The 26,008-nt window shown below is 62.7% G+C and carries 28 protein-coding genes; 10 read left to right on the top strand and 18 right to left on the bottom strand.

The features are described 5' to 3' along the window. Positions 1-4: 4 nt before the first annotated feature. Positions 5-1,384 carry a class II fumarate hydratase gene (locus tag HBJ55_RS11325; RefSeq protein ID WP_167114458.1) on the bottom strand — a complete coding sequence of 460 codons (1,380 nt, stop codon included), beginning with the start codon at positions 1,382-1,384 and terminating at the stop codon, positions 5-7. 238 nt (positions 1,385-1,622) lie between these two features. On the opposite strand from HBJ55_RS11325, the gene HBJ55_RS11320 reads away from it, so the two are divergent. Continuing rightward, positions 1,623-2,114: a hypothetical protein gene (locus HBJ55_RS11320; RefSeq protein ID WP_167114455.1), complete on the top strand. Its 492-nt coding sequence runs from the start codon at positions 1,623-1,625 to the stop codon at positions 2,112-2,114. Positions 2,115-2,130: 16 nt separating this feature from the next. Here the strand turns inward: HBJ55_RS11320 and HBJ55_RS11315 are convergent, their stop codons facing one another. Further along, the gene (locus HBJ55_RS11315) at positions 2,131-2,850 is read right to left on the bottom strand and encodes a helix-turn-helix domain-containing protein (RefSeq protein WP_167114452.1); all 720 of its coding nucleotides are present in this window, start codon (positions 2,848-2,850) and stop codon (positions 2,131-2,133) included. A gap of 262 nt (positions 2,851-3,112) precedes the next feature. Between HBJ55_RS11315 and HBJ55_RS11310 the strand changes: the two genes are divergently transcribed. The 3 genes from HBJ55_RS11310 to HBJ55_RS11300 all read left to right on the top strand — a co-directional run bounded on the left by HBJ55_RS11310 (position 3,113) and on the right by HBJ55_RS11300 (position 5,290). Beyond that, positions 3,113-4,114, top strand: a complete 1,002-nt coding sequence (locus HBJ55_RS11310) for a sensor domain-containing diguanylate cyclase (protein WP_167114449.1) — start codon at positions 3,113-3,115, stop codon at positions 4,112-4,114. A 121-nt stretch (positions 4,115-4,235) separates the two neighbouring features. Continuing rightward, a complete protein-coding gene (locus HBJ55_RS11305) occupies positions 4,236-4,607 on the top strand; it encodes a phasin family protein (RefSeq protein ID WP_338072005.1) in 372 nt (123 codons plus the stop codon). A 134-nt stretch (positions 4,608-4,741) separates the two neighbouring features. Further along, entirely contained in the window at positions 4,742-5,290 is a 549-nt protein-coding gene (locus HBJ55_RS11300; protein ID WP_167114446.1) for a carboxypeptidase-like regulatory domain-containing protein, read from the top strand. 7 nt (positions 5,291-5,297) lie between these two features. Here the strand turns inward: HBJ55_RS11300 and hda are convergent, their stop codons facing one another. Next, positions 5,298-5,999 (bottom strand): DnaA regulatory inactivator Hda, encoded by a 702-nt coding sequence (gene hda / locus HBJ55_RS11295; RefSeq protein ID WP_167114443.1) that lies wholly within the window; start codon positions 5,997-5,999, stop codon positions 5,298-5,300. Continuing rightward, positions 5,996-7,072, bottom strand: a complete 1,077-nt coding sequence (locus tag HBJ55_RS11290) for an AI-2E family transporter (RefSeq protein ID WP_167114440.1) — start codon at positions 7,070-7,072, stop codon at positions 5,996-5,998. The genes hda and HBJ55_RS11290 overlap by 4 nt, the downstream gene beginning before the upstream one ends. A gap of 159 nt (positions 7,073-7,231) precedes the next feature. On the opposite strand from HBJ55_RS11290, the gene purM reads away from it, so the two are divergent. Together purM and purN are read left to right on the top strand one after the other, a co-directional pair. Continuing rightward, entirely contained in the window at positions 7,232-8,308 is a 1,077-nt protein-coding gene (gene purM, locus HBJ55_RS11285; protein WP_167114438.1) for a phosphoribosylformylglycinamidine cyclo-ligase, read from the top strand. After that, positions 8,305-9,033: a phosphoribosylglycinamide formyltransferase gene (gene purN / locus HBJ55_RS11280; RefSeq protein WP_167114435.1), complete on the top strand. Its 729-nt coding sequence runs from the start codon at positions 8,305-8,307 to the stop codon at positions 9,031-9,033. Before purM ends, purN begins: the two co-directional genes overlap by 4 nt. 56 nt (positions 9,034-9,089) lie before the next feature. Here the strand turns inward: purN and dcd are convergent, their stop codons facing one another. The 4 genes from dcd to HBJ55_RS11260 form a co-directional block, all read right to left on the bottom strand. Further along, a complete protein-coding gene (gene dcd, locus HBJ55_RS11275; protein ID WP_167114432.1) occupies positions 9,090-9,656 on the bottom strand; it encodes a dCTP deaminase in 567 nt (188 codons plus the stop codon). Between the two features lie 92 nt (positions 9,657-9,748). Then, positions 9,749-10,555, bottom strand: coding sequence for an iron-sulfur cluster carrier protein ApbC (apbC, locus tag HBJ55_RS11270; protein WP_338072004.1), 807 nt, complete (start codon positions 10,553-10,555; stop codon positions 9,749-9,751). 135 nt (positions 10,556-10,690) lie between these two features. Then, a complete protein-coding gene (locus HBJ55_RS11265) occupies positions 10,691-11,983 on the bottom strand; it encodes a coiled-coil domain-containing protein (RefSeq protein WP_167114429.1) in 1,293 nt (430 codons plus the stop codon). Positions 11,984-12,117: 134 nt separating this feature from the next. Further along, a complete protein-coding gene (locus tag HBJ55_RS11260) occupies positions 12,118-12,717 on the bottom strand; it encodes a hypothetical protein (protein ID WP_167114427.1) in 600 nt (199 codons plus the stop codon). A gap of 325 nt (positions 12,718-13,042) precedes the next feature. On the opposite strand from HBJ55_RS11260, the gene HBJ55_RS11255 reads away from it, so the two are divergent. Continuing rightward, positions 13,043-13,966: a YihY/virulence factor BrkB family protein gene (locus HBJ55_RS11255; protein WP_167114424.1), complete on the top strand. Its 924-nt coding sequence runs from the start codon at positions 13,043-13,045 to the stop codon at positions 13,964-13,966. A 7-nt stretch (positions 13,967-13,973) separates the two neighbouring features. On the opposite strand, the gene HBJ55_RS11250 is transcribed toward HBJ55_RS11255, so the two are convergent. The 10 genes from HBJ55_RS11250 to HBJ55_RS11205 form a co-directional block, all read right to left on the bottom strand. Then, a complete protein-coding gene (locus tag HBJ55_RS11250) occupies positions 13,974-14,192 on the bottom strand; it encodes a lipopolysaccharide assembly protein LapA domain-containing protein (RefSeq protein ID WP_167114421.1) in 219 nt (72 codons plus the stop codon). 113 nt (positions 14,193-14,305) lie between these two features. Then, positions 14,306-14,911 (bottom strand): HupE/UreJ family protein, encoded by a 606-nt coding sequence (locus HBJ55_RS11245; RefSeq protein WP_167114418.1) that lies wholly within the window; start codon positions 14,909-14,911, stop codon positions 14,306-14,308. A gap of 37 nt (positions 14,912-14,948) precedes the next feature. Beyond that, entirely contained in the window at positions 14,949-15,587 is a 639-nt protein-coding gene (gene ureG, locus HBJ55_RS11240; RefSeq protein WP_167114415.1) for an urease accessory protein UreG, read from the bottom strand. Positions 15,588-15,723: 136 nt separating this feature from the next. Next, positions 15,724-16,446 carry an urease accessory protein UreF gene (locus HBJ55_RS11235; protein WP_167114412.1) on the bottom strand — a complete coding sequence of 241 codons (723 nt, stop codon included), beginning with the start codon at positions 16,444-16,446 and terminating at the stop codon, positions 15,724-15,726. After that, positions 16,436-16,945 (bottom strand): urease accessory protein UreE, encoded by a 510-nt coding sequence (gene ureE, locus HBJ55_RS11230; protein WP_167114409.1) that lies wholly within the window; start codon positions 16,943-16,945, stop codon positions 16,436-16,438. The genes HBJ55_RS11235 and ureE overlap by 11 nt, the downstream gene beginning before the upstream one ends. 224 nt (positions 16,946-17,169) lie before the next feature. After that, entirely contained in the window at positions 17,170-18,879 is a 1,710-nt protein-coding gene (ureC, locus tag HBJ55_RS11225; RefSeq protein ID WP_167114406.1) for an urease subunit alpha, read from the bottom strand. After that, on the bottom strand, positions 18,876-19,196 hold the full coding sequence (locus HBJ55_RS11220; protein ID WP_167114404.1) for an urease subunit beta: 321 nt from the start codon (positions 19,194-19,196) through the stop codon (positions 18,876-18,878). Before HBJ55_RS11220 ends, ureC begins: the two co-directional genes overlap by 4 nt. Positions 19,197-19,285: 89 nt before the next feature. Then, positions 19,286-19,588 (bottom strand): urease subunit gamma, encoded by a 303-nt coding sequence (locus HBJ55_RS11215; protein ID WP_167114401.1) that lies wholly within the window; start codon positions 19,586-19,588, stop codon positions 19,286-19,288. A 17-nt stretch (positions 19,589-19,605) separates the two neighbouring features. Then, positions 19,606-20,499, bottom strand: a complete 894-nt coding sequence (locus HBJ55_RS11210; protein ID WP_167114398.1) for an urease accessory protein UreD — start codon at positions 20,497-20,499, stop codon at positions 19,606-19,608. A 310-nt stretch (positions 20,500-20,809) separates the two neighbouring features. After that, complete coding sequence (locus HBJ55_RS11205) at positions 20,810-22,369, bottom strand: winged helix-turn-helix domain-containing tetratricopeptide repeat protein (RefSeq protein ID WP_167114396.1); 1,560 nt, start codon at positions 22,367-22,369, stop codon at positions 20,810-20,812. A 138-nt stretch (positions 22,370-22,507) separates the two neighbouring features. On the opposite strand from HBJ55_RS11205, the gene HBJ55_RS11200 reads away from it, so the two are divergent. From HBJ55_RS11200 to HBJ55_RS11190, 3 genes are all read left to right on the top strand, one after another. Continuing rightward, on the top strand, positions 22,508-22,882 hold the full coding sequence (locus HBJ55_RS11200) for a DsrE family protein (protein WP_167114393.1): 375 nt from the start codon (positions 22,508-22,510) through the stop codon (positions 22,880-22,882). A gap of 70 nt (positions 22,883-22,952) precedes the next feature. Continuing rightward, positions 22,953-24,446 carry a pyridoxal phosphate-dependent decarboxylase family protein gene (locus HBJ55_RS11195; RefSeq protein WP_167114390.1) on the top strand — a complete coding sequence of 498 codons (1,494 nt, stop codon included), beginning with the start codon at positions 22,953-22,955 and terminating at the stop codon, positions 24,444-24,446. 6 nt (positions 24,447-24,452) lie between these two features. Continuing rightward, entirely contained in the window at positions 24,453-25,934 is a 1,482-nt protein-coding gene (locus HBJ55_RS11190) for a pyridoxal-phosphate dependent enzyme (protein ID WP_167114387.1), read from the top strand. Positions 25,935-26,008: the final 74 nt, after the last annotated feature.

The raw sequence follows: 26,008 nt of genomic DNA, 5'->3' as shown, positions 1-26,008 counted from the left end.
GCCTTCACTCCGGAATTCCGCCGTAGGTCAGTTGCTCCGGATCGAGCAGTCGCTCGAGCTCCGCACGACTCAGATCGGTCTGCTCCTCGGCCACTTCGATGATCGGTCGTCCGGCCTGGTAGGCCTGTTTGGCAATGGCCGCGGCAGCGTTGTAGCCGATCACGCCGTTCAGCGCCGTCACCAGAATGGGGTTGCGCGCCAGCGGCTCGGCAAGGCTATCCTCGCGCACGCGGAAGGTCGCAATGGCACGCTCCCCGAGTAGCCGCGCCGTATTCGCCATCAGCCCGATCGATGTCAGCAGGTTATTGGCAATCAAGGGCAGCATCACATTGAGCTGGAAGTTTCCGCTCTGCCCCGCCACCGTAACTGCCGCGTCGAGTCCGATCACCTGGGCGGCGGCCTGGGCGGCAGACTCGGGTATTACCGGATTGACCTTTCCCGGCATGATCGAGCTGCCGGGCTGAAGCGCCTCCAGCTCGATCTCGCCCAGCCCGGCCAAGGGCCCCGAATTCATCCAGCGCAAATCGTTGGCTATCTTCATGATTACGCATGCCAGGCCCTTGAGCTGTCCGGACAGCTCCACGGCGGCATCCTGGGAGCCCAAGCTGGCGAAGAAACTGTCGTTGGGGCTAAGTGAGAGGCCGGTCTGTTCACTGAGCTCGCGTGCCATGCGTTCGGCGAACTCAGGGTGAGCATTGATACCGGTCCCCACCGCCGTACCGCCCTGAGCCAGCCGTGCGATGCGTAGCATGGCGCTGTCGATGCGTTCGATCGCCTGGCCAACCTGGCTCGACCAGCCACCCAGTTCCTGGCCCAGCCGTAGCGGCATGGCGTCCATCAAGTGGGTGCGCCCGGTCTTGACTACCCTGTCCAGCTCCAGAGCGCGCTCGTCGATAGTCGTACGCAGTTGCACCAGAGCGGGACGCAGCCGGGAGGTCACCTCCAGCGCGGCGGAAAGGTGGATGGCGGTGGGGATGACGTCGTTGCTCGATTGCCCCATGTTGACATGGTCATTGGGGCCAACCAGCAGCTCATCATGGCTGGCGAGATGAGCGATGACCTCGTTGACGTTCATGTTACTCGAGGTACCCGAGCCGGTCTGGAACACATCCACCGGGAACTGGTCGTCATGCTTGCCGTCGACGATCGCCTGGGCGGCCGCGATGATGGCCTCGGCCCGCTCACCATCCAGCAGGCCGAGATCCCGGTTGACCTTGGCCGCGGCCAGCTTGATGCGGGCGATGGCATGGATGAACGCTACCGGCAACGGCTGGCCCGAGACGGGGAAGTTTTCCACGGCGCGCTGAGTCTGGGCACCATAGAGCGCCGAAGCCGGTACTCGAAGCTCGCCCATGCTGTCGCGCTCGATACGATGTTCGCTCATGTCATTCCCTCGCTTGTCGATCCTTCCTTCACCATGGTGCCAAGCCTTGCCTCATGCAAGGCCGGGCAGGTCTTGACAGTTATCAACCTTCGTCATCGTGTCGATCTTATCGAAGTGGAACATGATAACTGTCATTGCAGCGCAGAAGCCCCCTTCCCTAAGATCGCTTTGCCTACCCACTCCAAGGCAAAACCGATATCGAACCAACCCGAGTAGAACAAAGCGGACGTAACAATTCATGGACAAGACTCAATCCCTGCTTCTGCTGCCATACGAGCAACTCACCCTCGCCAACGCGCACGAAACAGCCGAGCTTCAACGCTATCGCCGCTTGACGCTCAGCTTTCTGCCGCAAGCACCCCAGACCAGTCGCCTGATGGCCACCCTGGGCCTGCAATGCGAAAAGCGCCTCGACATGCTTCGCCAAGCAGCCAGGGGCTTGGAACTCGAAGCCTGTATCAGGGAGATGCCGGTATGTGCACCGAGCTTTGCCTGGGACCAGCGGCATTTCTTCGTCGTCGACGACTTCATGGGAGACCAGGTCATCGAACAGGCCGTTCGCGCCGCGGTAGAGTCGAAGAATTTCTTTGATTGGCTGTTGAATACCAATGCCACCCCGAAATTGCATCAGCCACTAGTGAACTTCGTCAAGGAGAAGGAAGGTGAGTGCAGGGTCCTGCTTGAATTCTGGGAGCAGCGTCGAGTCGCCGTGATGAATCAGCGAGCCTGATGAACCAGGCTACTTCCTAGGGCTTCTTCTGTCTGCCGGTAGAAGAAGCCAACCGTTGGAGTCGAGCGATGTCGAGGAGGTGGTACTCGCGCCCGTGCACGCGAAGCAGTCGTCGGGTCTGGTAGGCCGCAAGCGTTCTGCCGACGGTTTCTTGGGTGAGCCCCAGGTAACTGCCAATATCGTTGCGCGACATGGGTAAGCGAAAGTGTGAAGACGAATACCCGCGGCGATGAAAGCAAGCCGATACGGCCAGCAGAAAATATGCCAGGCGCGCCTCGGCCGTGCGACACAGCAACTGATGCAGGCTCAACCGCTCTTCATGCATGGCTCGGCTGATACTGCGCTGCAGTTGCCGGCGTAGCCTGGGCATCCTCTGTGTCAGTGCCTCGAACTGATCGAAAGGGAGCTTGCACAGCGTTGCGGTTTCGAGCGCACTCACGGTACCGGGATAACGCCCTAGGCCGATGGCATCGCAGCCGATGATATCCCCGGGAAGCCAGAGTGCGGTGAGGAGATTCTCGGCTCCTTCGACAGCCGTCTCCTGCTTGAGACAGCCGGTGCGCACGGCATAGAGACTATCGAACGACGCGTCTTGAATACAGAGCACTTCGCGCTTTTCCAAGCGGATGGGAGGGAAGACGAGTTCATCCAGTAGCGCTGTCTCGTCGGGCGACAACCCTTGTGGAACGCACAGGGCCTTCAGATAGCACGAGAGGCATCCGGCGGCCTTCGTCACGCCATGTTCGTCCCTGCCATGGCTCGGCATAGTGCGGCTCTCCTCTCCATGGACGTATAGACAAGTATAGGAGTGCGTCGCTCCCCTGCAGTTTGAGTTCCATCATGCTTCGACCTAGGCGAGCTAAAACCCCACCCACCGATGTCATGACGAAAATCATGCTGCACGAAAAATAGCCGCAACCTAGTGTTAATGCTGCAGTGCCGCAGGCTCAGCGTTACCTCTGGGACAAAGAGGAACGCCACTAAAAGGGAACCTAGCCATGCACCAGACACCCTGGATGACGTCTGACATTCTCAGCCGGCTCAATGCCAACGCTGGCATGCTATTGGTGCGCAGCCTCTGGGAATATTGCCCCGAGCACATGTTCATCGTTCGCGTCGAGGGGCCTACCGACTTCGTGATCGAAGCCATGAATCCGACCCGTCAAGCCATGCTCGGCAATGACACCGTCGCCATCGGAAAACGCATCGAACAACTGCTCCCGCCTCCGTTGTGCCATGGAGTTATCGCCAACCTGAGCCGCTGCGTCGAGTGCGGCAGCCCCATTCGCTATGAAGAGGAAGGGGGGTACATCGACCGCAACGGGATCTATCAACAAGGCCACTGGCAGACATTGCTGGTGCCGATCACCGACCAGGAGGGTTACATTAGCCATTTGTTCGGCGTGTCCCGTGACATGTCGCAGTTGCCTGAACAACCTGTTGGGGCTAACCCCGATAGCAAGGAATTCGAACGACGGGTGCATGAGCGCACGGCAGAGCTCGTCGCCGCCAATGAGCATTTGACTCACCTGGCAACTCATGACTCCTTGACCGACATCTACAACCGCCGCTACTTGCTGGAATTGGCCGAACAGGAACTTCGCCGCGCCTCTCGCTACGAACAGTCGCTATGCCTGATGATGCTCGATATCGATCATTTCAAGGAGATCAACGACACCGAGGGCCACCTCTCTGGCGACGAAGCCCTGCGTCGCGTTGCCCGTACGATACTGGCCACGGTCCGGGAGTGCGACCTGGTAGGCCGCTATGGCGGCGACGAGTTCATCATTCTGATGCCGCAAACCACGGCTGACGGGGCACGGGAGATCGCCGAACGCTTGCGGCGAACACTCACCCAGGCGTCTTCCCTTACGATCAGCATCGGAATCGCCAGCCTGGAACCTACCGACCACTTCGTCGTCGATCTGATTCATCGCGCCGACAATCTCTTGCTGCAGGCCAAGCGTAACGGTCGCAATCGCATCGAATATGCTGCCTGACAGAAAGCGACAGAGGCTTACCGAAACTATTATTGCAGCGCAAAAACAACTCTGCTATGTTGCAATGCAGCAGAACGGATTCCCGTTCGTTATCTATCGCGAACCTGGAGGTTCACAGGAAATGATGAAGACATTCAGCTTCGACACCAAGCCGTTCGAAGCCATGCTTCTCGGCCCGGCCCGTGCCTATGCCGCCCTGAGCATCGAATATACCGAGAAGCTTCTCGCCACCCAGTTGGATACCGCCAAGGCGTGTGCCGACACCGGTCTGGCCCAGGCCCGCGAGCTGCTCGAAGTGCGCGACGCCGATGGCCTGCGCAGCTACGTCGAAGGGCAGCAGCAATTCGCCAAGGACATGACCGAGCGCTTCAAGGGCGATGCCGAGAAGATCGTCTCCCTGAACCAGGACTTCTTCCAGCAGAGCCAGAAGCTCGCGGAGAGCAGCCTTAAGCAGGCGCAGCAGGCCACTTCAAGCCAAACGGCCAAAGCCTGACGCAGCAGTACGCCCCGCATCCGGGAAGGCCCACCGAGCATGGCTCGGTGGGCCTTTCCTTTTTGGCCTGTCATCCCCCTGCCCCCATCGTTTATGCTCGATGCGTACGGGCATGGCAGTGAGGACGCAACCGAATGAAAGCATGGATATCCATAGCCCTGTTGGGCCTGATTCTTGCCGGCTGCCAGATGATGGAGCCCGGCCCGCCTCGCGAGCGCATCGAAATCATCGAGATCGGCGAGCCGCAACGTCCCGATAGCGAACGCCCCGACGCGCAGCCACCGGCACCGGAGCGCATCGCTCGACAAGTGGCTTTCCCGGTCGAAGAGTATGCCACACTGCCGAAGACCGGCAGCGCAGCCATTACCGGCCGACTCAGCCTGAACGGCAGGCCGGGTGCAGGCGAGACCGTTTCCGTCGCCCCCGTCACCACCTACTCGGCCGAAGCCGCCGAGCACGCGCTGGCTGGGCGTGCGGTCGAGCCTGCCGACCCTCGGGCACGCGAGTACACCCACACCACACGTACCGACGGCAACGGCAACTTTACCCTGCAGGGCCTTCCAGCCGGGGAATTCTACGTCTCGGGCAGCGCGGTCAACCCCGCCAATGGCCAACGCCAGGTGGTACTGCGCCAAGTTTCGCTGCGTAACGGCCAGCGACTCGAGGTCAACCTGAGTCGTTGACCCTGGGTTACCAGCCCAGCGCCTGCTTGACGAAGGGAATAGTCAGTTTGCGCTGGGCGGAGAGCGAAGCGCGATCGAGAACGGACAGCGCCTCGAACAGCTCGTCGAGACGCCGTGGGCCGCGATGCAGAATGTAGCGCGCCACTTCGTCGGGAAGCTGGATCCCACGTACCCGGGCACGAAGCTGCAGGGCCTGAAGCCGCTCGCCATCGTCGAGCTGCTGCAGATGAAAAGTCACGCCCCAGGTCAGGCGTGAGGCCAGGTCGGGAAGTTCTACCGGTAGCTGGCGGGGCGCCACGGCACCGGACACCACCAACCGCTTGCCGGCGTCGCGCAGACGGTTGAAGGCGTGGAAGAGTCCTTCTTCCCAGCGCCGCCGCCCGATGACGCTGTCCACGTCGTCGATGGCCACCAGGTCGAGGCGCTCGGCATCCTCGAGCATCAAGGGAGGAAAATGACCAAGGTCCTCCAGCGGCAGGTAGAGCGCGCGCAGGTCGCGATCCGAAGCCGCGTGGCAAGCTGCCTGCAGCAGGTGACTACGGCCACTGCCGGATGCTCCCCACACGTACAGGAACGGTTCACCGTCGGCATCGAGCTGACGGGAGAGGTGTTCCACCAGGCTGGCGTTGGCTGCCGGCAGGAAGCTATCGAAAGTCGCATCGTCGCGCAGCCCCACACCCAATGGCAGTTGCGCAGGCGCTCGGCTCATGATGAATCCTCATTGCGATGCTCTCGCCTGTCCAGGTCGTAGAGAGTGCTTCGCCTGTAGCGATCGTTGAGCTCGCGCAAGAGTACCATGATCACTGCAGCGGCCGGCAGCGCCAGCAGCACGCCGGTGAAGCCGAACAGCTTGCCACCTGCCAGTACGGCGAAGATGACCGCCACCGGGTGAAGCCCGATGCGATCTCCCAACAGCTTGGGCTGCAGCAATATGCTCTCCAGCACCTGCCCGGTGGCGAATACTGCCACGACACCGATCAGCGCCAGCCAGCCGTCGAACTGGAAGAACGCCACGATCAATGCCACGCTAAGCCCGACGATAAATCCAAGGAACGGCACGATACTGGCCAGCCCCGCCGCAATCCCGATCAACAGTCCGAAGCGCACGTCGAGGAGTGTCAAGCCGATGGCGTAGATGGCTCCCAGCGACAGCATGACCAACAGTTGACCGCGCAGGAAAGCCGCCAGCACCTCGTCGCAGCGCTGGCTGAGACGGACTGCATCCGGCTCCCAGCGGCGTGGCAGCATATCATGCAGGTTGGCCATCATCCGATCCCAGTCGAGCAGCAGGTAGAAGGTCACGACAGGAATCAGCGCCACGTAGGTGATCCAGGTGATGAAGGCCATGCTCGAGCGTCCTACCTGGCCCAGGAACTGGGCCGCATACTCGCCTGCATTCTGCCAGTTCTGTGCCAGTGTTTGCTGTATGGCATCGAGATCGGCGGTCAGGTCGAGCCCTGTCCAACTCTGTAGTTGAGGGGCCAGCACCGTCTGCCCCCAGGTAAACATTCCCGGTATCATCTGGTTGAACTGACGGATTTGCTGCATGAGCAGCGGTATCAGGATCAGCAGCGCAATCGCCAGCACGATCGACATGACCAGAAACACGGCGCATACCGCCAGCATACGCGACAGCCCCAGGCGCTCGAGCCGATCAGCCAGGGGATCGCACAGGTACGCCAGAATCGTGCCGGCAATGAACGGCATCAACATCGCTTCCAACTGGAACAGTAGCCATACCACTGCCACCGCACCGATCAGGACCCACCACTCTCTGCGCATCACACCTCCCTGCATTAGTCGTTCACGGCGATGCGAGCCGTGTATCGTGATGCTACAATTCCGGCCCGATCTTGCCCACTGCGGCGGCCATCAGACGACGAGCCGCCTGGCGTCAGCCAACGAACCACTCACTGCGTTTCTCTTCCTACAGGACAGGCCATGACCGATTCCACCTCTCCCGACAATGCCAAGGCTTCGCTGAGCTACAAGGATGCCGGCGTTGATATCGATGCCGGCAATGCCCTGGTCGATCGCATCAAGGGCGTCGCGAAGCGTACCATGCGCCCCGAGGTGATGGGTGGACTGGGTGGCTTCGGCGCCCTGTGCCAGCTGCCATCCGGCTATCGCGAACCGGTGCTGGTCTCCGGTACCGACGGGGTGGGCACCAAGCTGCGCCTGGCCATGGACCTGGGTCGTCATGACTCCATCGGCATCGATCTGGTCGCCATGTGCGTCAACGATCTGGTAGTGGCCGGCGCCGAGCCGCTGTTCTTTCTCGACTACTATGCCACGGGCAAGCTCGATGTGGACATTGCCGCCGACGTGGTGGCCGGTATCGGTGAAGGCTGCGAGCGGGCCGGCTGCGCGCTGGTCGGTGGCGAAACCGCCGAGATGCCCGGCATGTACGAGGGCAGCGACTACGACCTGGCCGGCTTCTGCGTCGGCGTGGTGGAGAAGTCCGAGATCCTCGACGGCAGCAAGGTCGGTGAAGGTGACGTGCTGCTGGGTATCGCCTCCACAGGAGCACACTCCAACGGTTATTCGCTGATTCGCAAGATTCTCGAGGTCAGCCGCGCTTCCCTGGATACCGCCATCGACGGCCAGCCACTCGGCGATGCCCTCCTCGCCCCCACGCGCATCTACGTCAAGCCGCTACTGTCATTGATCAAGGAGAGCGGTGTAGCGGTGCATGCCCTGTCACATATTACCGGTGGCGGCTTGCTGGAGAACGTGCCTAGGGTGTTGCCGAAAACGCTCTCCGCCCGCATCGATGCGAAGAGCTGGGCCCGTCCGGCGCTGTTCGACTGGCTGCAGGAGCAGGGCAACGTGGCCGAGCATGAAATGTACCGCGTGCTGAACTGCGGCATCGGTATGGTCGTCGTCGTGCCTGCCGACCAGGCCGACCAGGCCCGCGCTCACCTGCAGGCACAGGGCGAAACGGTCTATCGCATTGGCGATATCGTAGCACGCGGGGAAGACGAGGAAGCGGTGCAACTGGAGAATCTCGAGGCATGAGCGAGTCATCCGTCAGCGATACCCTCAACGGCTTCACCCCCGAGCCAAACGCCGCGCGCCGGGTGGTGGTATTGATCTCCGGTAACGGCAGCAATCTGCAGGCGCTGATCGACGAGCAGACCCACGAACGACTGGGCGGCGAGATCGTTGCGGTGATCTCCAACGTGGCGGATGCCTACGGCTTGCAGCGCGCTCGAGATGCCGGCATCGATGCGGTGGTACTGCCCCACGGCGAGTACGACAGCCGTGAAGCCTACGACGGCGCTCTGATCAAGGTGATCGAACGTCACGAGCCCGACCTGGTGGTGCTCGCCGGTTTCATGCGCATCCTCAGCTCACGCTTCGTGCAGCGCTTCCACGGCCGCATGCTCAACATCCACCCCTCCCTGCTGCCCGCCTATCGTGGTCTGAACACCCACGCCAAAGCGCTGGCAGACGGCGTGGCCGAGCACGGCTGCAGCGTGCACTTCGTCACCGAGGAACTCGACGGCGGTCCAGTGGCGATCCAGGCCGTAGTGGAGGTGAGCGAAGGCGAAACCGAAGCCAGCCTCAAGGAGAAGGTGCACGCCCGCGAGCACCTGATCTACCCCATCGCCGTCAAGTGGTTCCTGGAGGGACGCCTGCGCCTCGAGGGAGAAATTGCCACCTTCGACGGCATGCCGCTTCCCCCGCAAGGCATGCGAATGTCACACGCCGACGCCGCCGAGGAACTGGACGAAGAATAGAAAGCACTTCCCACATCCCTGTGGGTCGTCGAGCGCAGCAATAAATCGACGCTTTCTCAGGTACGGGGCAGAGTCACCCCCCTCTGCCCCATATACTTGCCGCCGCGATCCTTGTAGGAAGTGTCGCAGACCTCATCCGACTCCAGGAACAGCATCTGCGCCACGCCCTCGTTGGCGTAGATCTTGGCCGGCAGATTGGTGGTGTTGGAGAACTCCAGGGTCACGTGCCCTTCCCACTCCGGTTCCAGCGGCGTGACGTTGACGATGATGCCGCAACGGGCATAGGTCGATTTGCCCAGGCAGATGGTCAAGACGCTACGCGGAATGCGAAAGTACTCGACGGTACGCGCCAGGGCGAAGGAGTTGGGCGGAATGATGCAGACATCGCCCTTGATGTCGACGAAGCTCTTCTCGTCGAACGCCTTGGGGTCGACCACCGCGGAGTGGATGTTGGTGAACACCTTGAACTCATCGGCGCAGCGAACATCGTAGCCATAGCTGGAGGTCCCGTAGGAGATCACCCGCTGATCGTTCACGTAACGCACCTGGTCGGCTTCGAAGGGTTCGATCATGCCTTCCCGCTCGGCCATGCGGCGGATCCAACTGTCGGGTCTGATGCTCATGGGACGTCCTGAAATGATGTGCCGAACAAAACAAGTAGGGCCGCTATCATAGCGGCCCTCGTGGCGGGCGTCACGGGCCCCGCGCAATGGTCTCAATCGCTGAAGCTGATGCTTGGACCTTCACCTGGCGCCTGGCCCTCGAGTTCTTCGGCAATCTGCCGCGCCATGGCGCGGAAAGTGCCGGTCACCTCTCCCTCCGGCTCGGCGACCACCGTCGGCCGTCCACCGTCGACCTGTTCGCGGATAGACAGCGCCAACGGCAGCCGGCCCAACACCCGCGTATCGTACTCGTCGGCAATGCGTTCGCCGCCACCTTCACCGAAGATCGGCTCGGCCTGGCCACAGTTGGAGCATACGTGCAAGCTCATGTTCTCCACCACACCCAGCACCGGCACGTTCACCTTGCGGAACATCTCGATACCCTTGCGGGCATCGAGCAGCGCGATGTCCTGTGGTGTCGTGACGATTACCGCACCATCCACCGGCACCTTCTGCGCCAGGGTCAGCTGAATGTCGCCGGTGCCCGGGGGCATGTCGATGAACAGCACGTCGAGATCCTTCCATGCCGTCTGGGTCAGCAGCTGCTGGAAGGCACCCGCGACCATCGGCCCGCGCCACACCATGGGCTCGCGCGTGTCGACCATAAAAGCCATCGACATGGCCTGTAGGCCGTGCATTTCCAGAGGCCGAAACTTGTTCTCGCCGGCCTGCTGGGGTCTTACGCCTTCCGGCACACCCAACATCTGGGCCTGGCTGGGGCCATGAATGTCGGCATCGAGTACACCCACCCGATAGCCCTCGGCCGCCATGGCCAACGCCAGGTTGACGGTGACCGTGGACTTGCCGACCCCGCCCTTGCCGGAGGCCACCGCCACGATATGCTTGACCCCTTCGATCACATTCCGCTCCTTGTGCTGAGAATTGTCGCGTTACTCTAGGGTAGCTGAACGGGCGCCAGTATAGCGCGCCGTTTCCTGATGGCCGAAATGGTCTGCGACGGGCCGAAGCCCGCCGCCGACATGAACCTTGCCAATTCAGCTCTCCTCGGCCTCTGCGCTCTCCTCGGCCTCCTCGTTTTCCGTATCACTCTCCTGCGACTGGCCTTGCTGCTCCTGCGGCTGGCCCTGCTGCTCCCGAGACTGGCCCTGCTGCGCCTGGGACTGGCCCTGCTGCTCCCGAGACTGGCCTTGCTGCTCCTGCGACTGGCCTTGCTGCTCCTGCGGCTGGCCTTGCTGCTCCCGAGACTGGCCCTGCTGCTCCTGCGGCTGGCCCTGCTGCTCCCGAGACTGGCCTTGCTGCGCCTGGGACTGGCCTTGACTCGCGTTACTCTCTTCCGCGCTGTCCAGCTCCAGCTCGGACAGAGTATCTCGCCACTCGGCGAGCTGTGCTTCGAGACGCCGCAGCTGCTGCCGACGACGCTCGACTTGCTCTTCGACCTGGCGTAGTTCGTCGCGCCCCGCATCGATGGCATTGGTCAGCTCATCGCGCTCCTGACGGATCGACTCCAACTCGGTCATGGCGCTGTCACGCTGATCGCGAAGGGTGCCCATTTCGCTCTCGATCTCGCTACGCAAGGTTTCCATGGCCTCGATGTCGTTCTCGAGTGCTTCAAGGGTTTGCTCGCGTTCGTCGATCGCCGCGTTCAAGGTATTCAAGCGCTCCTCGGCGGCATCCGCCTTCTCCCGCAGGTCGCCCAGTTCCGACTGAACCCGCTCGCGTTCCGCTTCGGCTTGCTGGCGCGCCTCCTCGGCCTGCTGGCGTTCCTCCTCGATTGTCTGACGAGCGGATTCGGCTTCCTGGCGCGCCTGCTCCGCCGCCTGTCGGGCTTCCTCCGCTTCGACGCGGGCCTGGTCCACTTGCTGGTACTCTTCGCGCAGCGCCGCTACGGTCTCCTCGATCTCGGCCTGCTCATTGCGACGCGCCTCGAGATCGCTCTCCAGCGAGGACTGCTCTTCCTGCAGCTGGCTGAGACGCTCCTCGGCCTGCTGGGCCTCACCCTCGAGACGCTCTATCTCGCTACGAGCCGCTTGCTGTTCGTCATGCAGGGCCGCTTCGGTCGACTGCCGCTCCTCTTCGAGTTCGGCCAAGCGTGCTTCCATCGACTCGATATCCTCACCGGCCTGGTTACGCTCATTGAGTTCCGCAAGCAGATCCTGATGCTCGCCCTCGATCGCCGCCAGTTGCTCTTCGAGCGCTTCACTGCGGTCGCGGTGATCAGTGGCACTGTTGTGAGCAAAGATTGCCCAGATGATGGCGAGCACGGCCACGGCCACCAGGGCCAAGACGCGCCTATTCTTGTAGAGTGGACTTTCGGGTGTCTCCGACATGGGCTAAACCCTCCAGATGGTTCTTTTTGGTATTCTCTTGCCGCTCATTCTTCAGCATACATAGCCATACCCATGGGCGAAAGAAAGCGAGCCTGCCCTTGGCTCAGCTCCGCACAATGCAGCGAAATGGGAGCTCAACGCGTGGCAACTCGCCAACGGGAGAACCAGGGTGAGCCATGAACTTCGACATCCAATGCGCGTAGCCAGCGTGCTACGACCAGGTTCGATTGGTGGATGGCAGAATACCCTCGCGGATAAGGGACGAATTCAAGTCCGAACTCGTCGCTCGACATCGGCTCGACGTCGGCTCGCTCGAAATGCCCATCGAGCCGTCGCCGCAAGGCCAGGACGCGCCCCGCCTCGACCGGGAACGGGTAGACATCGGTCAACCCTTCCGGAGCCAGCCGATGAAACTGCTCGAGTGTGTCGATAGCGGGATACACGCCTCGCCCAAGCCCTGACTTGGTAGGCCATAGCATGGCCATGGCTCCTGTCGGCAGATGGCGGCGTCCTTCTACGTACCAGCGCCATTCGCCGTAGCTGTAGCGCACTACGCCGCCTTCCTCGCGTGGCAATACCAAGCTGGAGTGACGACCGTGATCGAGCAGGTAGACATCGACAGGCTTGGTAAGCGAATCAGGTTCTGGAGGCACGACACGGCTAACGCAGCCAGCCAGCAACAACACACACGACCCAGCGCCCAGCCAGCGTAACCGGCTGAATCGGTTGCCCATGTCCTGCCTCCCAAAGTCCCGCTGGCCGGGACACGCGTCAAGCGAACGCGGCTCGGAAAGTACTACGTGGGCTAGCGCAACCCCAGCATTGACAGGATAAACAGCACCACCACGATCAAGCCAATGATATAGATGATATTGCGCATACAGCTCTCCTTGCTGTTCAGTTCAGGAAGTTCGACCCGGCACCACCAGGCACCGTCAGCCCCCAGTGTAGCGGACCTGCACGAAGCATCCAGCATAGTGACAGGCTTGTAGCCGCCGGCCGGCACGAATACCTTGAATCAGCAGGATCCCCAAACCGGCACAAGGAGTGACCCTTACCATGTCTCGAGACCACAGGTCGCAGCGGGCCATGTTCGTGCTGATCCCGCGAATTGGCGCTTTCCTGTGGCGAGTCCTGTCTGCCTTCCTGCGCAATCGCGGCATTCTGCTGGCCGGTGGCGTCGGCTACAATATTCTGCTCTCCATCGTTCCACTGTTCGCCCTGCTGGGCGTTTTGCTGACTCAGATCGTCGACGAAGCAGTGCTGCTGGAGGTGCTCAGCATTCAGGTCACACACCTCGCTCCCGCCCATGCCGAGGGCTTGATGGAGGCCGTGCGCACCCTGCTGGCCTCACGCGACGTGATCGGGCTGTTCGGCATACTCACGCTGTTGATCTTCAGCTCCTTCGTCTTTCGCATGCTGGAAGACGCTCTGGCGATCATCTTCCACACTCCCGAGGCTCACCCCAAGCGCAGGATCTGGGTTTCCGTACTGCTTCCCTACCTCTTCATGCTGGTGCTGGGCGCCGGACTGCTGGCGCTGACCTTGATGGTGGCCCTGGCCGAGGCGATCGGCACCTTGTGGCAAGTGGTGGCCGGGCGCGACATGCCCCTGGCAGGACTCTCCGAACCATTGCTGAATCTGTTCAGCTTCATCGGTGTCTTCTTGCTCTTCAGTGCAATCTACAAGGTACTACCGGTGGTCAAAATCGCACTGAAGAGAGCGCTGATAGGCGGCTTCGTCGCGGCGCTGCTGTGGGAAGGCGTGCGTTTCCTGCTGATGTTCTACTTTCTCAATGTGTCGCTGGTAAACGTGGTCTACGGCTCGCTGGCCACGTTGATCGTGGTCCTGCTCACGCTGGAAGTCGGTGCCATGATCGTATTGCTCGGCGCCCAAGTGATCGCCGAGCTCGAATACAACGCCCGTCGCGGCCTGCCCTGGTACGTCGACCCGCGGCGTGAAGCAGTAACCCATGTGGAGTGAGCCGGTCTCAGTGACGGGGGTGACGGTTGCGCAGGCGGCTCAACAGATGAAACAGAGCCTTGCCACTGACCATACCCAGCACATAGATCACCAGCAAAAGCAGCGCCAGCGGCAGCTCCATACTCCATGTCAGAAAGCGCACCTCGACCAGGGCGATGTTCTGCACGAAAAGAATCGCGACCAACAGCGTGACGAGGATTTTTACCGCCAGCAGTAGCGTGTCCATGCGCCCTCCCTTTCTTGTTGGCTCCCTTCAAGCTGGGCGGCGCCATGTTTTCTGTCAACTTCTGCTAATGCGACACGTCCGGCCAGGCCGGACGTGTCACCGTCACCTTGGACTCAGCCAAAGGCGAATAGAGCCCCTGCTGCCGTGAGCGCTACGCCAAGGGCACGCACGATACGGTTTTCGCGCTGCATGAGGAACCCGCCAGCTAGCCTGCTGGTATAGGTAATCGCCAGCGTGGCCACGGTGAAGCCTGTCAGGTAGGCCAGCATGGAAGCGCCGTGAGGCATCTCGCTGCCGTGGGCGTGGCCGTGGAACAGCATGAACAGCACCACCACGCCGGCACCGACGGCAACCGGCACCCTCGCCAGCGCAGCGATCAGCACTCCCGCCAGCAGCACCGACATGGTGATACCCAGCTCCACCCCAGGAAGCGCCAGCCCTCCCCAGGCCAGCCCCGCCCCCAACAGCATGCCGCCGGCAGCAAGCAACGGAGCGGCGAGACTGAATGCACGACTCTGGCGCACGCTCCAGAGCCCCACCGCCAGCATCGCCAGTAGATGATCGAGCCCCAGCAGCGGGTGGGTCAGGCCGGCAGCGAAGCCGCTGCCGTGAGCGTGGTCGTGTCCGGTATGAGCCATGGCCAGGCCGGCGGCAAGCAACAAGGCCGGTGAGGCGACCAGCGCCAGACGGGAGGCGTAAGCGTAGCGATGACGGTTCATGGGAGCGTTCTCCTTGCCATTGAAGTGGTAAAGAAAATCAGGCGCTGGCCGACTGGGTATGCGGCCGGCGTTCCGGCAGCATGCCGCGGTCGAGAATGAACTGGATGATCTCCTCGAGGCCCACGCCGTCGTAGAGGTTGGTGAAGACGAACGGGCGCTCGCCGCGCATTTTCTTCGAGTCGCGTTCCATCACCTCCAGCGAGGCATGCACCTGCTCGGCGATGTCGATCTTGTTGATGATCAGCAGGTCCGACTTGGTGATGCCCGGCCCGCCCTTGCGCGGGATCTTGTCGCCTGCCGAAACATCGATCACGTAGAGCGTGAGATCGGAAAGTTCCGGGCTGAAGGTCGCCGAAAGGTTGTCGCCTCCCGACTCCACCAGTACCAGCTCGAGGTTGGGGTGGCGCGCCTGGAGCTCGTCGATGGCGGCCAGATTCATGGAAGCGTCCTCACGGATTGCCGTATGCGGGCAGCCGCCGGTCTCCACGCCGAGAATGCGGTCGGCCGGCAACGCCTCGTGGCGCAGCAGGAAGTCGGCGTCCTCGCGGGTATAGATATCGTTGGTGACCACGGCGATGTCGTAGTGGTCGCGCAGCGTCAGGCAGAGCTGCTTGAGCAGGGCCGTCTTGCCGGAGCCCACCGGGCCGCCGACGCCGACGCGTAGGCAATGTGTCATCGTCTTGCTCCTTTCATGAATTCGACGTTCGGAAAGTCACGAGAAGGAAGACGTCGCTTCGCGACTCGAAGAGGGAAGAACACTCACGCCCTGCCTACCCTCTTCCCTCTTCCCTCTTCCCTCTTCTCTTTTCCTACTAGCTTCTAAACAATCGCGAATACTGCGTTTCGTGCAGGGCGCTGGCCAGTGCCAGACCGGGCAGTGCCGGACCGAGCTCGTCATCTTCGAGCACAAGCGCCTCATCCACTGCCGCGACTAGCGCCGGGCGCAGCCGCTCGATCAGGCGCTGGGCGGAGGTATGCCCCAGCGGAAGCGCTTTGCAGGCAACGGCCAGTTGGTTCTCGAACCAGGCCCAAGCGAAGCCGAGCATGGCCTGACGCGGTGTCAGCCCCCGCATGTGGGCGGCCCAGGCGAAAACGGTCACGTAGCCCGCCTCTTTCGGGAGTACCAGCGCCCTGATTGGAAGATCGGAGGGCAGCAACCCCAGACTGCCCAGCAGACGAGCAAGCGATGCCCCAAGGCGGGCGTCCTCCGCCACCAGTTCAGCGGTTTCCCGATTGGCAGCAAGCCACTGGTCCCAATAGCTGATCGTCTCACCATCTCCTCTCGCCCAGGCTTGCTGCAGGCGAGCCAGGGCAGGCAATTCGCAGCGGGTCAGGCCGTCATCGAGCACGCCGGCCAACCACTCGCCCAGGCTTGTCTCGTCGCTGACCCAACCCAGCTCGAAGGCGCTCTCGAGCCCCTGCGAGAAAGCGAAGGCGCCGATCGGCAACGCCGGACTGACCAGTTGCATCAGCCCGAGCAGCGCCAGGTCGTCGCCCTGCGCCTCACTAGACACAGGCGCCGCCTCAGTGCGCATGGGAGTGGCCGTGCTCGTGGTGATGGCCATTGTCGTGTGAGTGAGCATGGGCGTGACCAAGCTGGTTGTAGGCACCAGGCTCGGGGTCGAACGGCGCCTCGTGTCGCTCAAGGGTCGCCCCCAGCAGCTCGGACAGTTCTTCCAGCACATGGTCCGGCGGGAATCGTACGTAGCCTCCCCGTCCATCCTCACCCAGTGCCAGTTGGACGTGGCGATTGCCCAGGTGATAGGCGAGCCTGGCGAGCGGCAAACCGGCGGCCACGCGCGCTGTGACTACCGGTTCGATGGCCGCCCGGATACATACGATCTCGCCGCTCTCGGCACGCACCCCCTCGCCGTCGCGCAGCACCGGTCCGCGGTCGAGAAATAACCCCAGTTCGCGGCCGGCATCGCTCTTTGCCTTCAGCCGGCCGCGTATACGCAGCTCGTAGGGCAGCGTCAGGGTGTCGATATCCTGGCTCGCCTCGATGGGCCCCAGGCGTTCAATCAGTTTCAGCATCGGCATGTGCCTCTTCGCTGGTCGCCAGCCTTGCCCTCGCTCAACGCCACGTGACCGAAACCCTGCCCCCTCGGGCGGACTCCTGCGGTCGGAAAGACGGCACATCCCTGTGCCGGCTTTCCTCGATCTTCATCCATGAAGATCGACCGCGTCGCTTCGCCCGAGGGATCAGCGGTCACGCGAGGTTTCGCGATGACAAGCTGGCTTGGCGATATAGTCATGGTTCAAAACAGGTGATAGCGCTGAGCCAATGGCAGCTCGGTGGCCGGCTCGCAGGTCAGCAGCTCGCCATCGCAACGCACCTCATAAGTTTGCGGGTCGACACTGAGCTCCGGGCAGGCGTCGTTGAGCTTCATGTCGCCCTTCCTTACGCCCCGAACATCGCGGCACGCCGAGAGTTCGCTCTGCAGGCCAAGCCGCTCCTTGATGCCCGCATCCAGCGCCGCCTGGCTGACGAAGCCGAGACGCGTCTGGCTGGCGGCACGGCCGAAAGCGCCGAACATGTAGCGGTAATGCACCGGCTGCGGCGTAGGGATCGAGGCGTTGGGGTCACCCATGGGGGCGGCCGCGATCATGCCCGCCTTGAGAATCAGCGCCGGCTTGGCGCCGAAGAAAGCCGGTTTCCACAGCACCAGATCGGCCAGCTTGCCTACCTCGATGGAGCCCACCTCGTGGGCGATACCGTGGGTGATCGCGGGGTTGATGGTGTACTTGGCGATGTAGCGCCGCGCACGGAAATTGTCGGCGCCGAGTGCCTCGTCCTCGGGCAGCAGGCCGCGCTGAACCTTCATCTTGTGGGCGGTCTGCCAGGTGCGGCACACCACCTCGCCGACGCGGCCCATGGCCTGGGAGTCCGAGGCGATCATCGAGATCACGCCCAGGTCCTGCAGAATATCCTCGGCGGCGATGGTCTCGCGGCGAATGCGCGAGTCGGCGAAGGCCACGTCCTCGGGAATGCTGGGGTCGAGGTGGTGGCACACCATCAGCATGTCGAGGTGTTCGTCGATGGTGTTGACCGTGTAGGGCCGAGTCGGGTTGGTGGAGGAAGGCAGCACGTACGGCTTCGAGCAGGCCGTGAGAATATCCGGCGCATGGCCGCCCCCGGCGCCCTCGGTGTGGTAGGTGTGAATGCCGCGCTCCTTGAAGGCCGCCAGGGTATCCTCGACGAAGCCCGACTCGTTGAGGGTGTCGGTATGGATGGCGATCTGAACGTCGTAGCGCTCGGCCACGCTCAGGCAGTTGTCGATCGATGCCGGGGTGGTGCCCCAGTCCTCGTGCAACTTGAGCCCCATGGCGCCCGCCTCGAGCTGGGCTTCCAGGGCCTCCGGCAGGCTGGCATTGCCCTTGCCGAGAAAGCCGATGTTCATCGGCAGCTCATCAACAGCCTGCAGCATCTTGCCGATATGCCAGGCGCCCGGCGTACAGGTGGTGGCATTGGTACCGGTGGCAGGCCCGGTGCCACCGCCAAGCATGGTGGTGATGCCGCTCATCAGCGCCTCTTCCACCTGCTGGGGGCAGATGAAGTGGATATGCGCGTCGATGCCGCCGGCGGTGAGGATCTTGCCCTCGCCGGCGATCACCTCGGTACCGGGGCCGATGACGATCTCCACGTCGGGCTGGGTGTCGGGGTTGCCGGCCTTGCCGATGGCCTTGATCCGCCCGGCCTGGATACCGACATCGGCCTTGACGATGCCCCACCAGTCGAGGATCAGGGCGTTGGTGATCACGGTATCCATCACCGTGTCGTCGAGGCGCTGGCTCTGCCCCATGCCGTCGCGTATCACCTTGCCGCCGCCGAACTTCACCTCGTCGCCGTAGTGAGTCGCGTCGCGCTCCACCTCGATCCACAGCTCGGTATCGCCCAGGCGCACTCGGTCGCCCACGGTGGGGCCGTACATGTCGGCATAGGCCTGCCGGCTGATGCTGGTGCTCATGCGTCACCTCCATCCAGCTTGCCCATCACCTCGCCGCGGAAGCCGTAGATCTGGCGCGTTCCGGCGAACGGGATCAGGGTCACTTCACGGGTCTGGCCCGGCTCGAAGCGAATCGCCGTGCCAGCCGCCACGTCCAGGCGATAACCGCGCGCCTTGCCGCGGTTGAATTCCAACGCTGGATTGGCCTCGGCGAAGTGGTAGTGGGAGCCGACCTGGATCGGCCTGTCGCCAGTATTGGCGACCTCCACGCTGATCCGCTCGCGCCCCGCACAGAGTTCTATCTCGCCATCTTTCAACTGATACTCACCGGGAATCATTGGAACCTTCCCTCTATGTTGTGGCTGCCGTTGACAGCTAAAACCGTTGAACAGCTAAAACTGAGCGAACTAGGGCCCTTTCTTACTCCCTAGACGATTGGGGTGTGCACGGTGACCAGCTTGGTGCCATCCGGAAAAGTGGCCTCGACCTGAACCTCGTCAACCATTTCCGCCACGCCCTCCATCACCTCGTCACGACCCAGGATCTCGCGGCCGTAGCTCATCAGCTCGGCCACGCTGCGGCCGTCGCGAGCCCCTTCCATGATCTCGAAGCTGATCAGCGCCACGGCTTCGGGATAGTTGAGCTTGAGGCCTCGTGCCCGGCGTCGCTCGGCCAGTTGGGCGGCCGAGAACAGCAGCAGCTTGTCCTTGTCCCTTGGGGTCAGTTCCATGCGAGTCTCCTGGTAAGTCAGGTCAGCCAGATACGGGGAGGATAGGCTGGGATGCAGGCAAGCAACGGCCTGAGGCATGCCCATGCTTGTTGGCAAAGCTCCCAGGCCTCATTGCGTTCATTGCCCAGGTAGCGAAGCAGCAGCACGCCGTGGCGAACGGTGACGGCCCAGCGCGGACTCGTCGCGATGACGTCCCGTACCGCCTCGATGGCGCCAGTCTCATCGGAAAGGCCCACTGCCCATAGCGTGGCCTGTACGCTGGCGCCGCCCTGCCCCCAGCGACCCTTGAAACGGGGATGGGAAGGATCGAGCGGTTGGCGTTCGAGCCACAGCGGCTTGCCGTCACGGGTGAGCCGAAAGCGCTGATCGATACGGCCGGAAACGTAGGGCAAGCGGCTGGCCGGCCGACCCAGGGCGAGCACTTCCCAGCCCAGACAGCGCGCATCCCCGGCCAGGTCGATCTGCGTGACCTGCTCGCCCCGCGAGCCGTCGAAGGCGATGGTCTCCTGTGGCAGCCACTCGAGGACGCCACCGTCATCCACCCTGAGCCTGGTGTGTTGTGCCCAGGCCACGCCATGGCTGTCGGCGCGATAAAGCTTGTTGGCGGCAGGTGTGGTCAATAGCGCGTGGGCATCGGTCTCGACCCGAGCCGATACGTTCAGTGCATCGCCGCTGACCAGGCCGCCAGGAGGATGCAGTACATAGACGTGGCAGGCGCCATCGCGGCCCTCTGGATAGAAAGGTCGCTGCACCCGCAGCGGGCCCTGGTGACGAGCCGATACCATGCGGCAAACGCCCTGGCGCCGGGCGAAGCCAAGCTGGAGCGATGCCGCCCAACGACGCCCGCCATCGAAGCAATGGCCGGAGGCGCAGGGAAGCTGAAGCGTGGCGCTATCGAAACGAGCCGTCATTGTCAGCGGCCTTCTGTGCGGGGATTTGCCTCTTTTCGAGGCTCTGCCCCTTTCACTGGCAACCGCTGTACCATAACGGTGAAAAATCGGTTTTATAGAACAGATTCAGTTATTTATATCGTATACAAAAAGTCGCTATAAGCTCAATCGTTCCGCTAGCGCACCGAAGCGGTGCACGCCCAGCCAATGAGTGCACCATGGGCGTGAATGAAACGGGGAGCCGGTACGGGCTGGTGCACTGATTCTGGTGCAAGTGCCTCTGGTGCAACTGACGTAAGGAGGCGGCGTCATCGACGATGCGACACCCTGGCTAACGCTCCGGCACCAGCGCCCATCGCAACCCATCCAGATAATGAATGACCTGCCTGGATTCCTGAAGATAAAACAACTTCTCGGTGGCGAAGGCGCAACTGAAGCCGGGCTGTATGGCGAGAAGCCGTTCCTTCGCTTCGACGGCATCATCGCGCCGGCCCAGGTGAGCCAGGGCAACGACGCGGTGAGCGGGGGTCCAGTACTGGCAATTGGGCAGGTTGGAGGCGCATTCCGTCCATTCCAGGGAACGCTCGTAGTCACCCTTGAAGATAAGCGCCAGTGCGCCATAGGTGTAGAAAGCCCAAAGCTGCGGGTCGTTGGGACTCAGCGCAATGGCACGTTCGAATTGCACCATGGCCTCTTCATAGCGACATTCGTAGGCCAATGAATCCCCCATACCGCAATAGGCCGCGGCGAAGGTTGGATTGAGGTCGATGGCGATCCGGTTATCGGCCAGGGCCCGCCGATATTCCCGGCGAGCCAGCAACACACGGCCACGCAGCATGTGGAACGTCGCGTTCTGGTGATCGATCAGCAGTGCCCTGTCACAGGCGGCGAGCGCCTCGTCCAGCAGCTTCCGATCCGGCGGCGTGTCCCAGTAGACCATACCCAGCACGACGGCATAGGCCCACCAGGCCTTCGCCTCCCCGAACATGGGATCTTGAAGCTGGCTCTGGCGCAGCAGGCGCTGGGCCTCCTGGTTGTCCTCCCCCGTGAAGCGGAACAGGTGGTAACACCCCAGGTGGAAGCAATCCCAGGCTTGCATGTTCGTCGGTCGCGATACCACGATCTTGTGTCGTTCGGCGAACCCGATCTCCGGTTCCAGCCGAGCGGCGATGGTTTCCGTGATCTCATCCTGAAGGGCAAAGATTTCGCACCTCTCCCGATCGTAGCGTTCCGCCCATCGGGTCAGCCGTGTGGCGGCATCGACGAGCTGTACATTGATCCGCACATGATTCCCAGCCCTCTGAATGCTACCTTCCACCACGTAGTCGATAGCCAGAATCCGGCGCAGTTCGAGCGGGTCCGGAGCCTGGTCCTTGAAACCGAAGGCCGTATTGCGCGCCACCACGTTCAACCAGCGATGTTTGCTGAGCAGAGCGATGATGTCGCTGGTGATGCCATCGGCGAAATACTCGTGGTCGGCCTCTCGGGACAGGTTGATCAGGGGCAACACGACCACGGCCGGCTTGTGCAACGGGTCGGGGGCATACAGCTGCGTGGCAGGCGGCACGAACTCACCTGGGTCGTCGGCTTGCACGACGCCCATGAATCGGAATCCCTTGCGATGAATCGTGCGGATATAGGTCTGGCTGCGCCCGTCGTCTCCCAGTAGCTGGCGGGCCAGCTTGATCCGACTGCTCAATGCCGCCTCGGAGACGATACGCCCCCTCCACACCACCTCATTGATCTCCTGCTTGGTGACCATGCGGTCGCGGTGCTCCACCAGCAGGACCAATAGCTCGATGACCTGCGGTTCACAGCGCAGCGGCTGGTCGTTGCAGCACAGCTCGAAGCGGTCGGTGTCCAGAATGAAGTCATCGAATCGGTAGCGCATGGCGATTTACCGTCTCAGTCAGCTCTGCAGCACTTCACCACAATAACACCAGTTCACCTTCAAGCCTTCCCGGGAGACTGTCACTAGGCTGGTGATGTGTTTCATGCATCGCCCCTATAACCCGAGGAAAGCACAATCATGTCCGAGCACAACCTCTCGAACCGGAAATTCCTGGTCAACTGCCAGTACGGTACCGACAACCTGGAACGCGCCACCATCGCCTTCATCCTGGCCAGCAGCGCCTCGAAGACCTCCGAGACTGCGGTCTTCATCAGTTCCAACGCCACGGAGCTATGCGTAAGAGGAGCCCTCGACGGGCTAGTGGCCGAAGGGTATGAGCCCATCGCCGACCTGGTCGCCCAGTACCAGGCCAACGGCGGACAGCTCTGGGTCTGCCCGGTTTGCGTCAAGGCCAAGGGCTTGTCGCCGGAGGATCTTCTTCCCGGTGTCGAAATCGCCGGAGCCCCTCGTACCACGGCCTACCTTGCCAGTGGCGCTAGTTTGCTGGCTTGAGGCGCCGCGTTGCCGTCGCCAGTGACGACGGCAGCGCCGGTGACCATACTTCGAGTAAAGGAGAGGCACCATGGCGACCGAACAGGCTGAATGCGGAAAGCTGGAGACCTACCTGCAGACGCTGGGGCACACGCTTGATCGCTTCCTGACCTTTCAGCATCCCGATGCCATGCACGAGCCGGCGCGTTGGCGTGCCGTACTGGAGCGACCACTGCCTGCCTTCGGCATCGGGGTCGATGCCGTCATGGAAGAGATGACCCGATACCTGATCCCCAACGGCTCGGCTATTCCGAACCCTGGCTGCACGGCTTTCATCACTACGGGCGCGACCACGGTCGGCGCTCTGGCGACGCTGGCCGGTGCGGTGGCCTCGCCTCAGCGCCTCTCGCTCAACGCCTTCAACTTCCTGGAGGAGCAGTCCCTGGAGTGGCTCGCCGAACTGCTCCAACTTCCTCCCGCGATGAAGGGCCTCTACAGCAGCGGGGGCTCGGTAGCCAATCTTGTCGCCCTGGGCGCGGCCCGTCAGCATGCGTTCGAGACAGTGGGCATCGATCCGGCACGGCACGGCGTCCGTGGCGCGGCGCGTCTCTACGCCAGCAGCGCCAGCCACCATTCCATTCGCCGCGCGGCAGCCGTGCTTGGTCTTGGGCGCGATGCGGTGGTGACGATCGCCACGGACGCCGAGGGGCGGATGATCCCCGCGGCGCTGGAACAGCAATTGGAAAGGGACCGCGACCAGGCCATGGTGCCGGTCGCGGTGGTGGCCAATGCAGGTACCACGGACACCGGGGCCATCGATCCGCTTCAGGCTATCGGCACTCTCGCGCACCGGTATGCCATCTGGTTTCACGTCGATGGCGCCTATGGCCTGCCGGGCATCCTGGACCCCGAGGTCAGCCCTCTGTACGCGGGCCTCGAGCTGGCCGACTCGGTGATCGTCGATCCGCACAAGTGGCTGGGTGCGCCGGTGGGCATCGGCGCCACTTTCGTGCGGGACCGCGCCCTGCTACAGCGCGCCTTCACCCAGGAAGCCTCCAGCTACCTGGAGCGGGCGTGCACCCAGGAAACGGCACAGCATTCCATGGATAGCCTGGGCATTCCGTACAGCGACTTCGGTGTGGAGCTGTCCGCCCCTTCGCGCGGGGCCGTGGTCTGGGCGCTGCTGCGGGAGATCGGCGCCGGCGGGTTGCGTGCGAGAATCCGCCGGCATAACGCCATGGCACGCCAGTTGGCCGAGCGGGCGGACGCTCATCCCGACCTGGAAGTCCTGCAGAGGCCCACTTTGTCCATCTGTTGCTTCCGCTACGTGAACGCGGCCTACCCGGATCTCGACGCGCTCAATGCACGGATCCATCGTGCGCTGGTGCGCCAGGGGCGCCACATTCCCAGCACCACCGTGGTCAACGGTCGGCTGGCCATCCGCCCCTGTTTCCTGGGCGCGCGCACCGGGCCTGACCAGGCGCAGGCGTTGGTGGACGAGGTGCTGGCTCTCGGTGCGCGGTTCACCCAGGGCCCTGAACCCGATACCCACAACAGCGGCACCATGCCGGACATCGAGAGGTAACTGAACATGGGAAAACGTTACGACAGCATTCTGGAAACCGTAGGCAACACACCCGTTGTGCGCGTTAATAATCTCGGTCCGTCGCATGTCAACCTGTACGTGAAGGTGGAGGCGTTCAATCCCATGGGCTCGGTGAAGGATCGCCTGGCGTTGGGTGTGATCGAGGACGCCGAGCGCCGCGGTGAACTCACTGCGGGGCAGACCGTCGTCGAGGCCACCAGCGGCAATACCGGCATCGGCCTGGCAATGGTATGCGCCCAGAAGGGCTACCCCCTCGTGGTCACCATGGCCGAGAACTTCAGCGTGGAGAGGCGCAAGCTGATGCGTTTCCTGGGGGCCCGCGTGGTCCTCACGCCCGCCTCGGAGAAGGGTTCGGGGATGGTGGCCAAGGCCGATGAGCTGGCGCGAGAGCACGGCTGGTGGCGGTCGCGACAGTTCGAGAATCCCGCCAACGCGGACGTTCACGCACGCACCACGGCGGTGGAGATCCTCGATGACTTCGAGGACGTCACGCTGGACTTCTGGGTCACTGGCTTCGGCACCGGCGGCACGTTGAACGGTGTCTCGCGCGTGCTCAGGGCCCGCAGCCCGCAGACCCGAATCGTGGTGTGCGAGCCCGACAACTCGGCGATCCTGGCCAGCGGCATTCCCCAGCCACGCAGTGCGGACGGCAGCCACAGCCAGAGCCACCCCGCCTTTCGCCCCCATCTGATGCAGGGCTGGACGCCGGACTTCATTCCCAAACTGCTAGATCCGGTCATCGACGAGCATCGCTACGACGCCTTTCTTGGCATCAATGGCCAGGATGCCTTGCGCTGCGCCCACGAGTTGGCCAGCAAGGAGGGCATCTTCGTAGGAACCTCCGCCGGTGCGACGTTCGCCGGGGCACTGCAAGTGGCAGCCGACGCTCCCGCTGGCAGCAACATCCTCTGCATGCTGCCGGACACTGGGGAGCGCTACCTCTCCACGCCGCTGTTCGAGGACGTGGCGGTGGATATGACCGAGGAAGAAACGGCCCTGTCACGTTCGACGCCCGGCTACCGATTCGATGGCGGCGCAAGCACATCGCCTACCCTGGATGATCGGGAACTTGACCCCGAGGCGCAGCGCCAAGTGGAGGCAGCCCTGGCTGATCCGCGACAACCGGTTGTCATGTTCGCGCTGGAGTGGTGCGAGTTCTGCTGGTCGGTGCGCAAGGTCTTCGACCGCTACCGTATCCCCTACCGCGCCCTCGACCTGGATTCGGTGCATTATCAGGTAGACGATCTGGGTGGAAAAATGCGAGCGGTATTAAAGCAGAAGACCGGCTGGAGTACCCTGCCGCTGATCTTCATCGGTGGGGAGCTCGTTGGCGGCTGCACCGACCTATTCGATGAGATCCGCAGCGGCAAGCTCTTCGATCGCCTCGAAGCCTTGCAGCTCAGCTACGATGCCAGCGTCGACACGGATCCCTACACCCTGCTGCCTACCTGGCTCCACCCTCGCTGAACGCAGGGAATGCGCCCGGAGAGAGGCCTGGATAGCTTCCTACGGCCCCTCCCCCGGGCGCTTGCGTCTTCTCT

This window comes from Billgrantia bachuensis (assembly GCF_011742165.1).
Classification (GTDB): Bacteria; Pseudomonadota; Gammaproteobacteria; order Pseudomonadales; family Halomonadaceae; genus Halomonas; species Halomonas bachuensis.
This window is presented reverse-complemented; position numbering and strand designations above follow the sequence as displayed.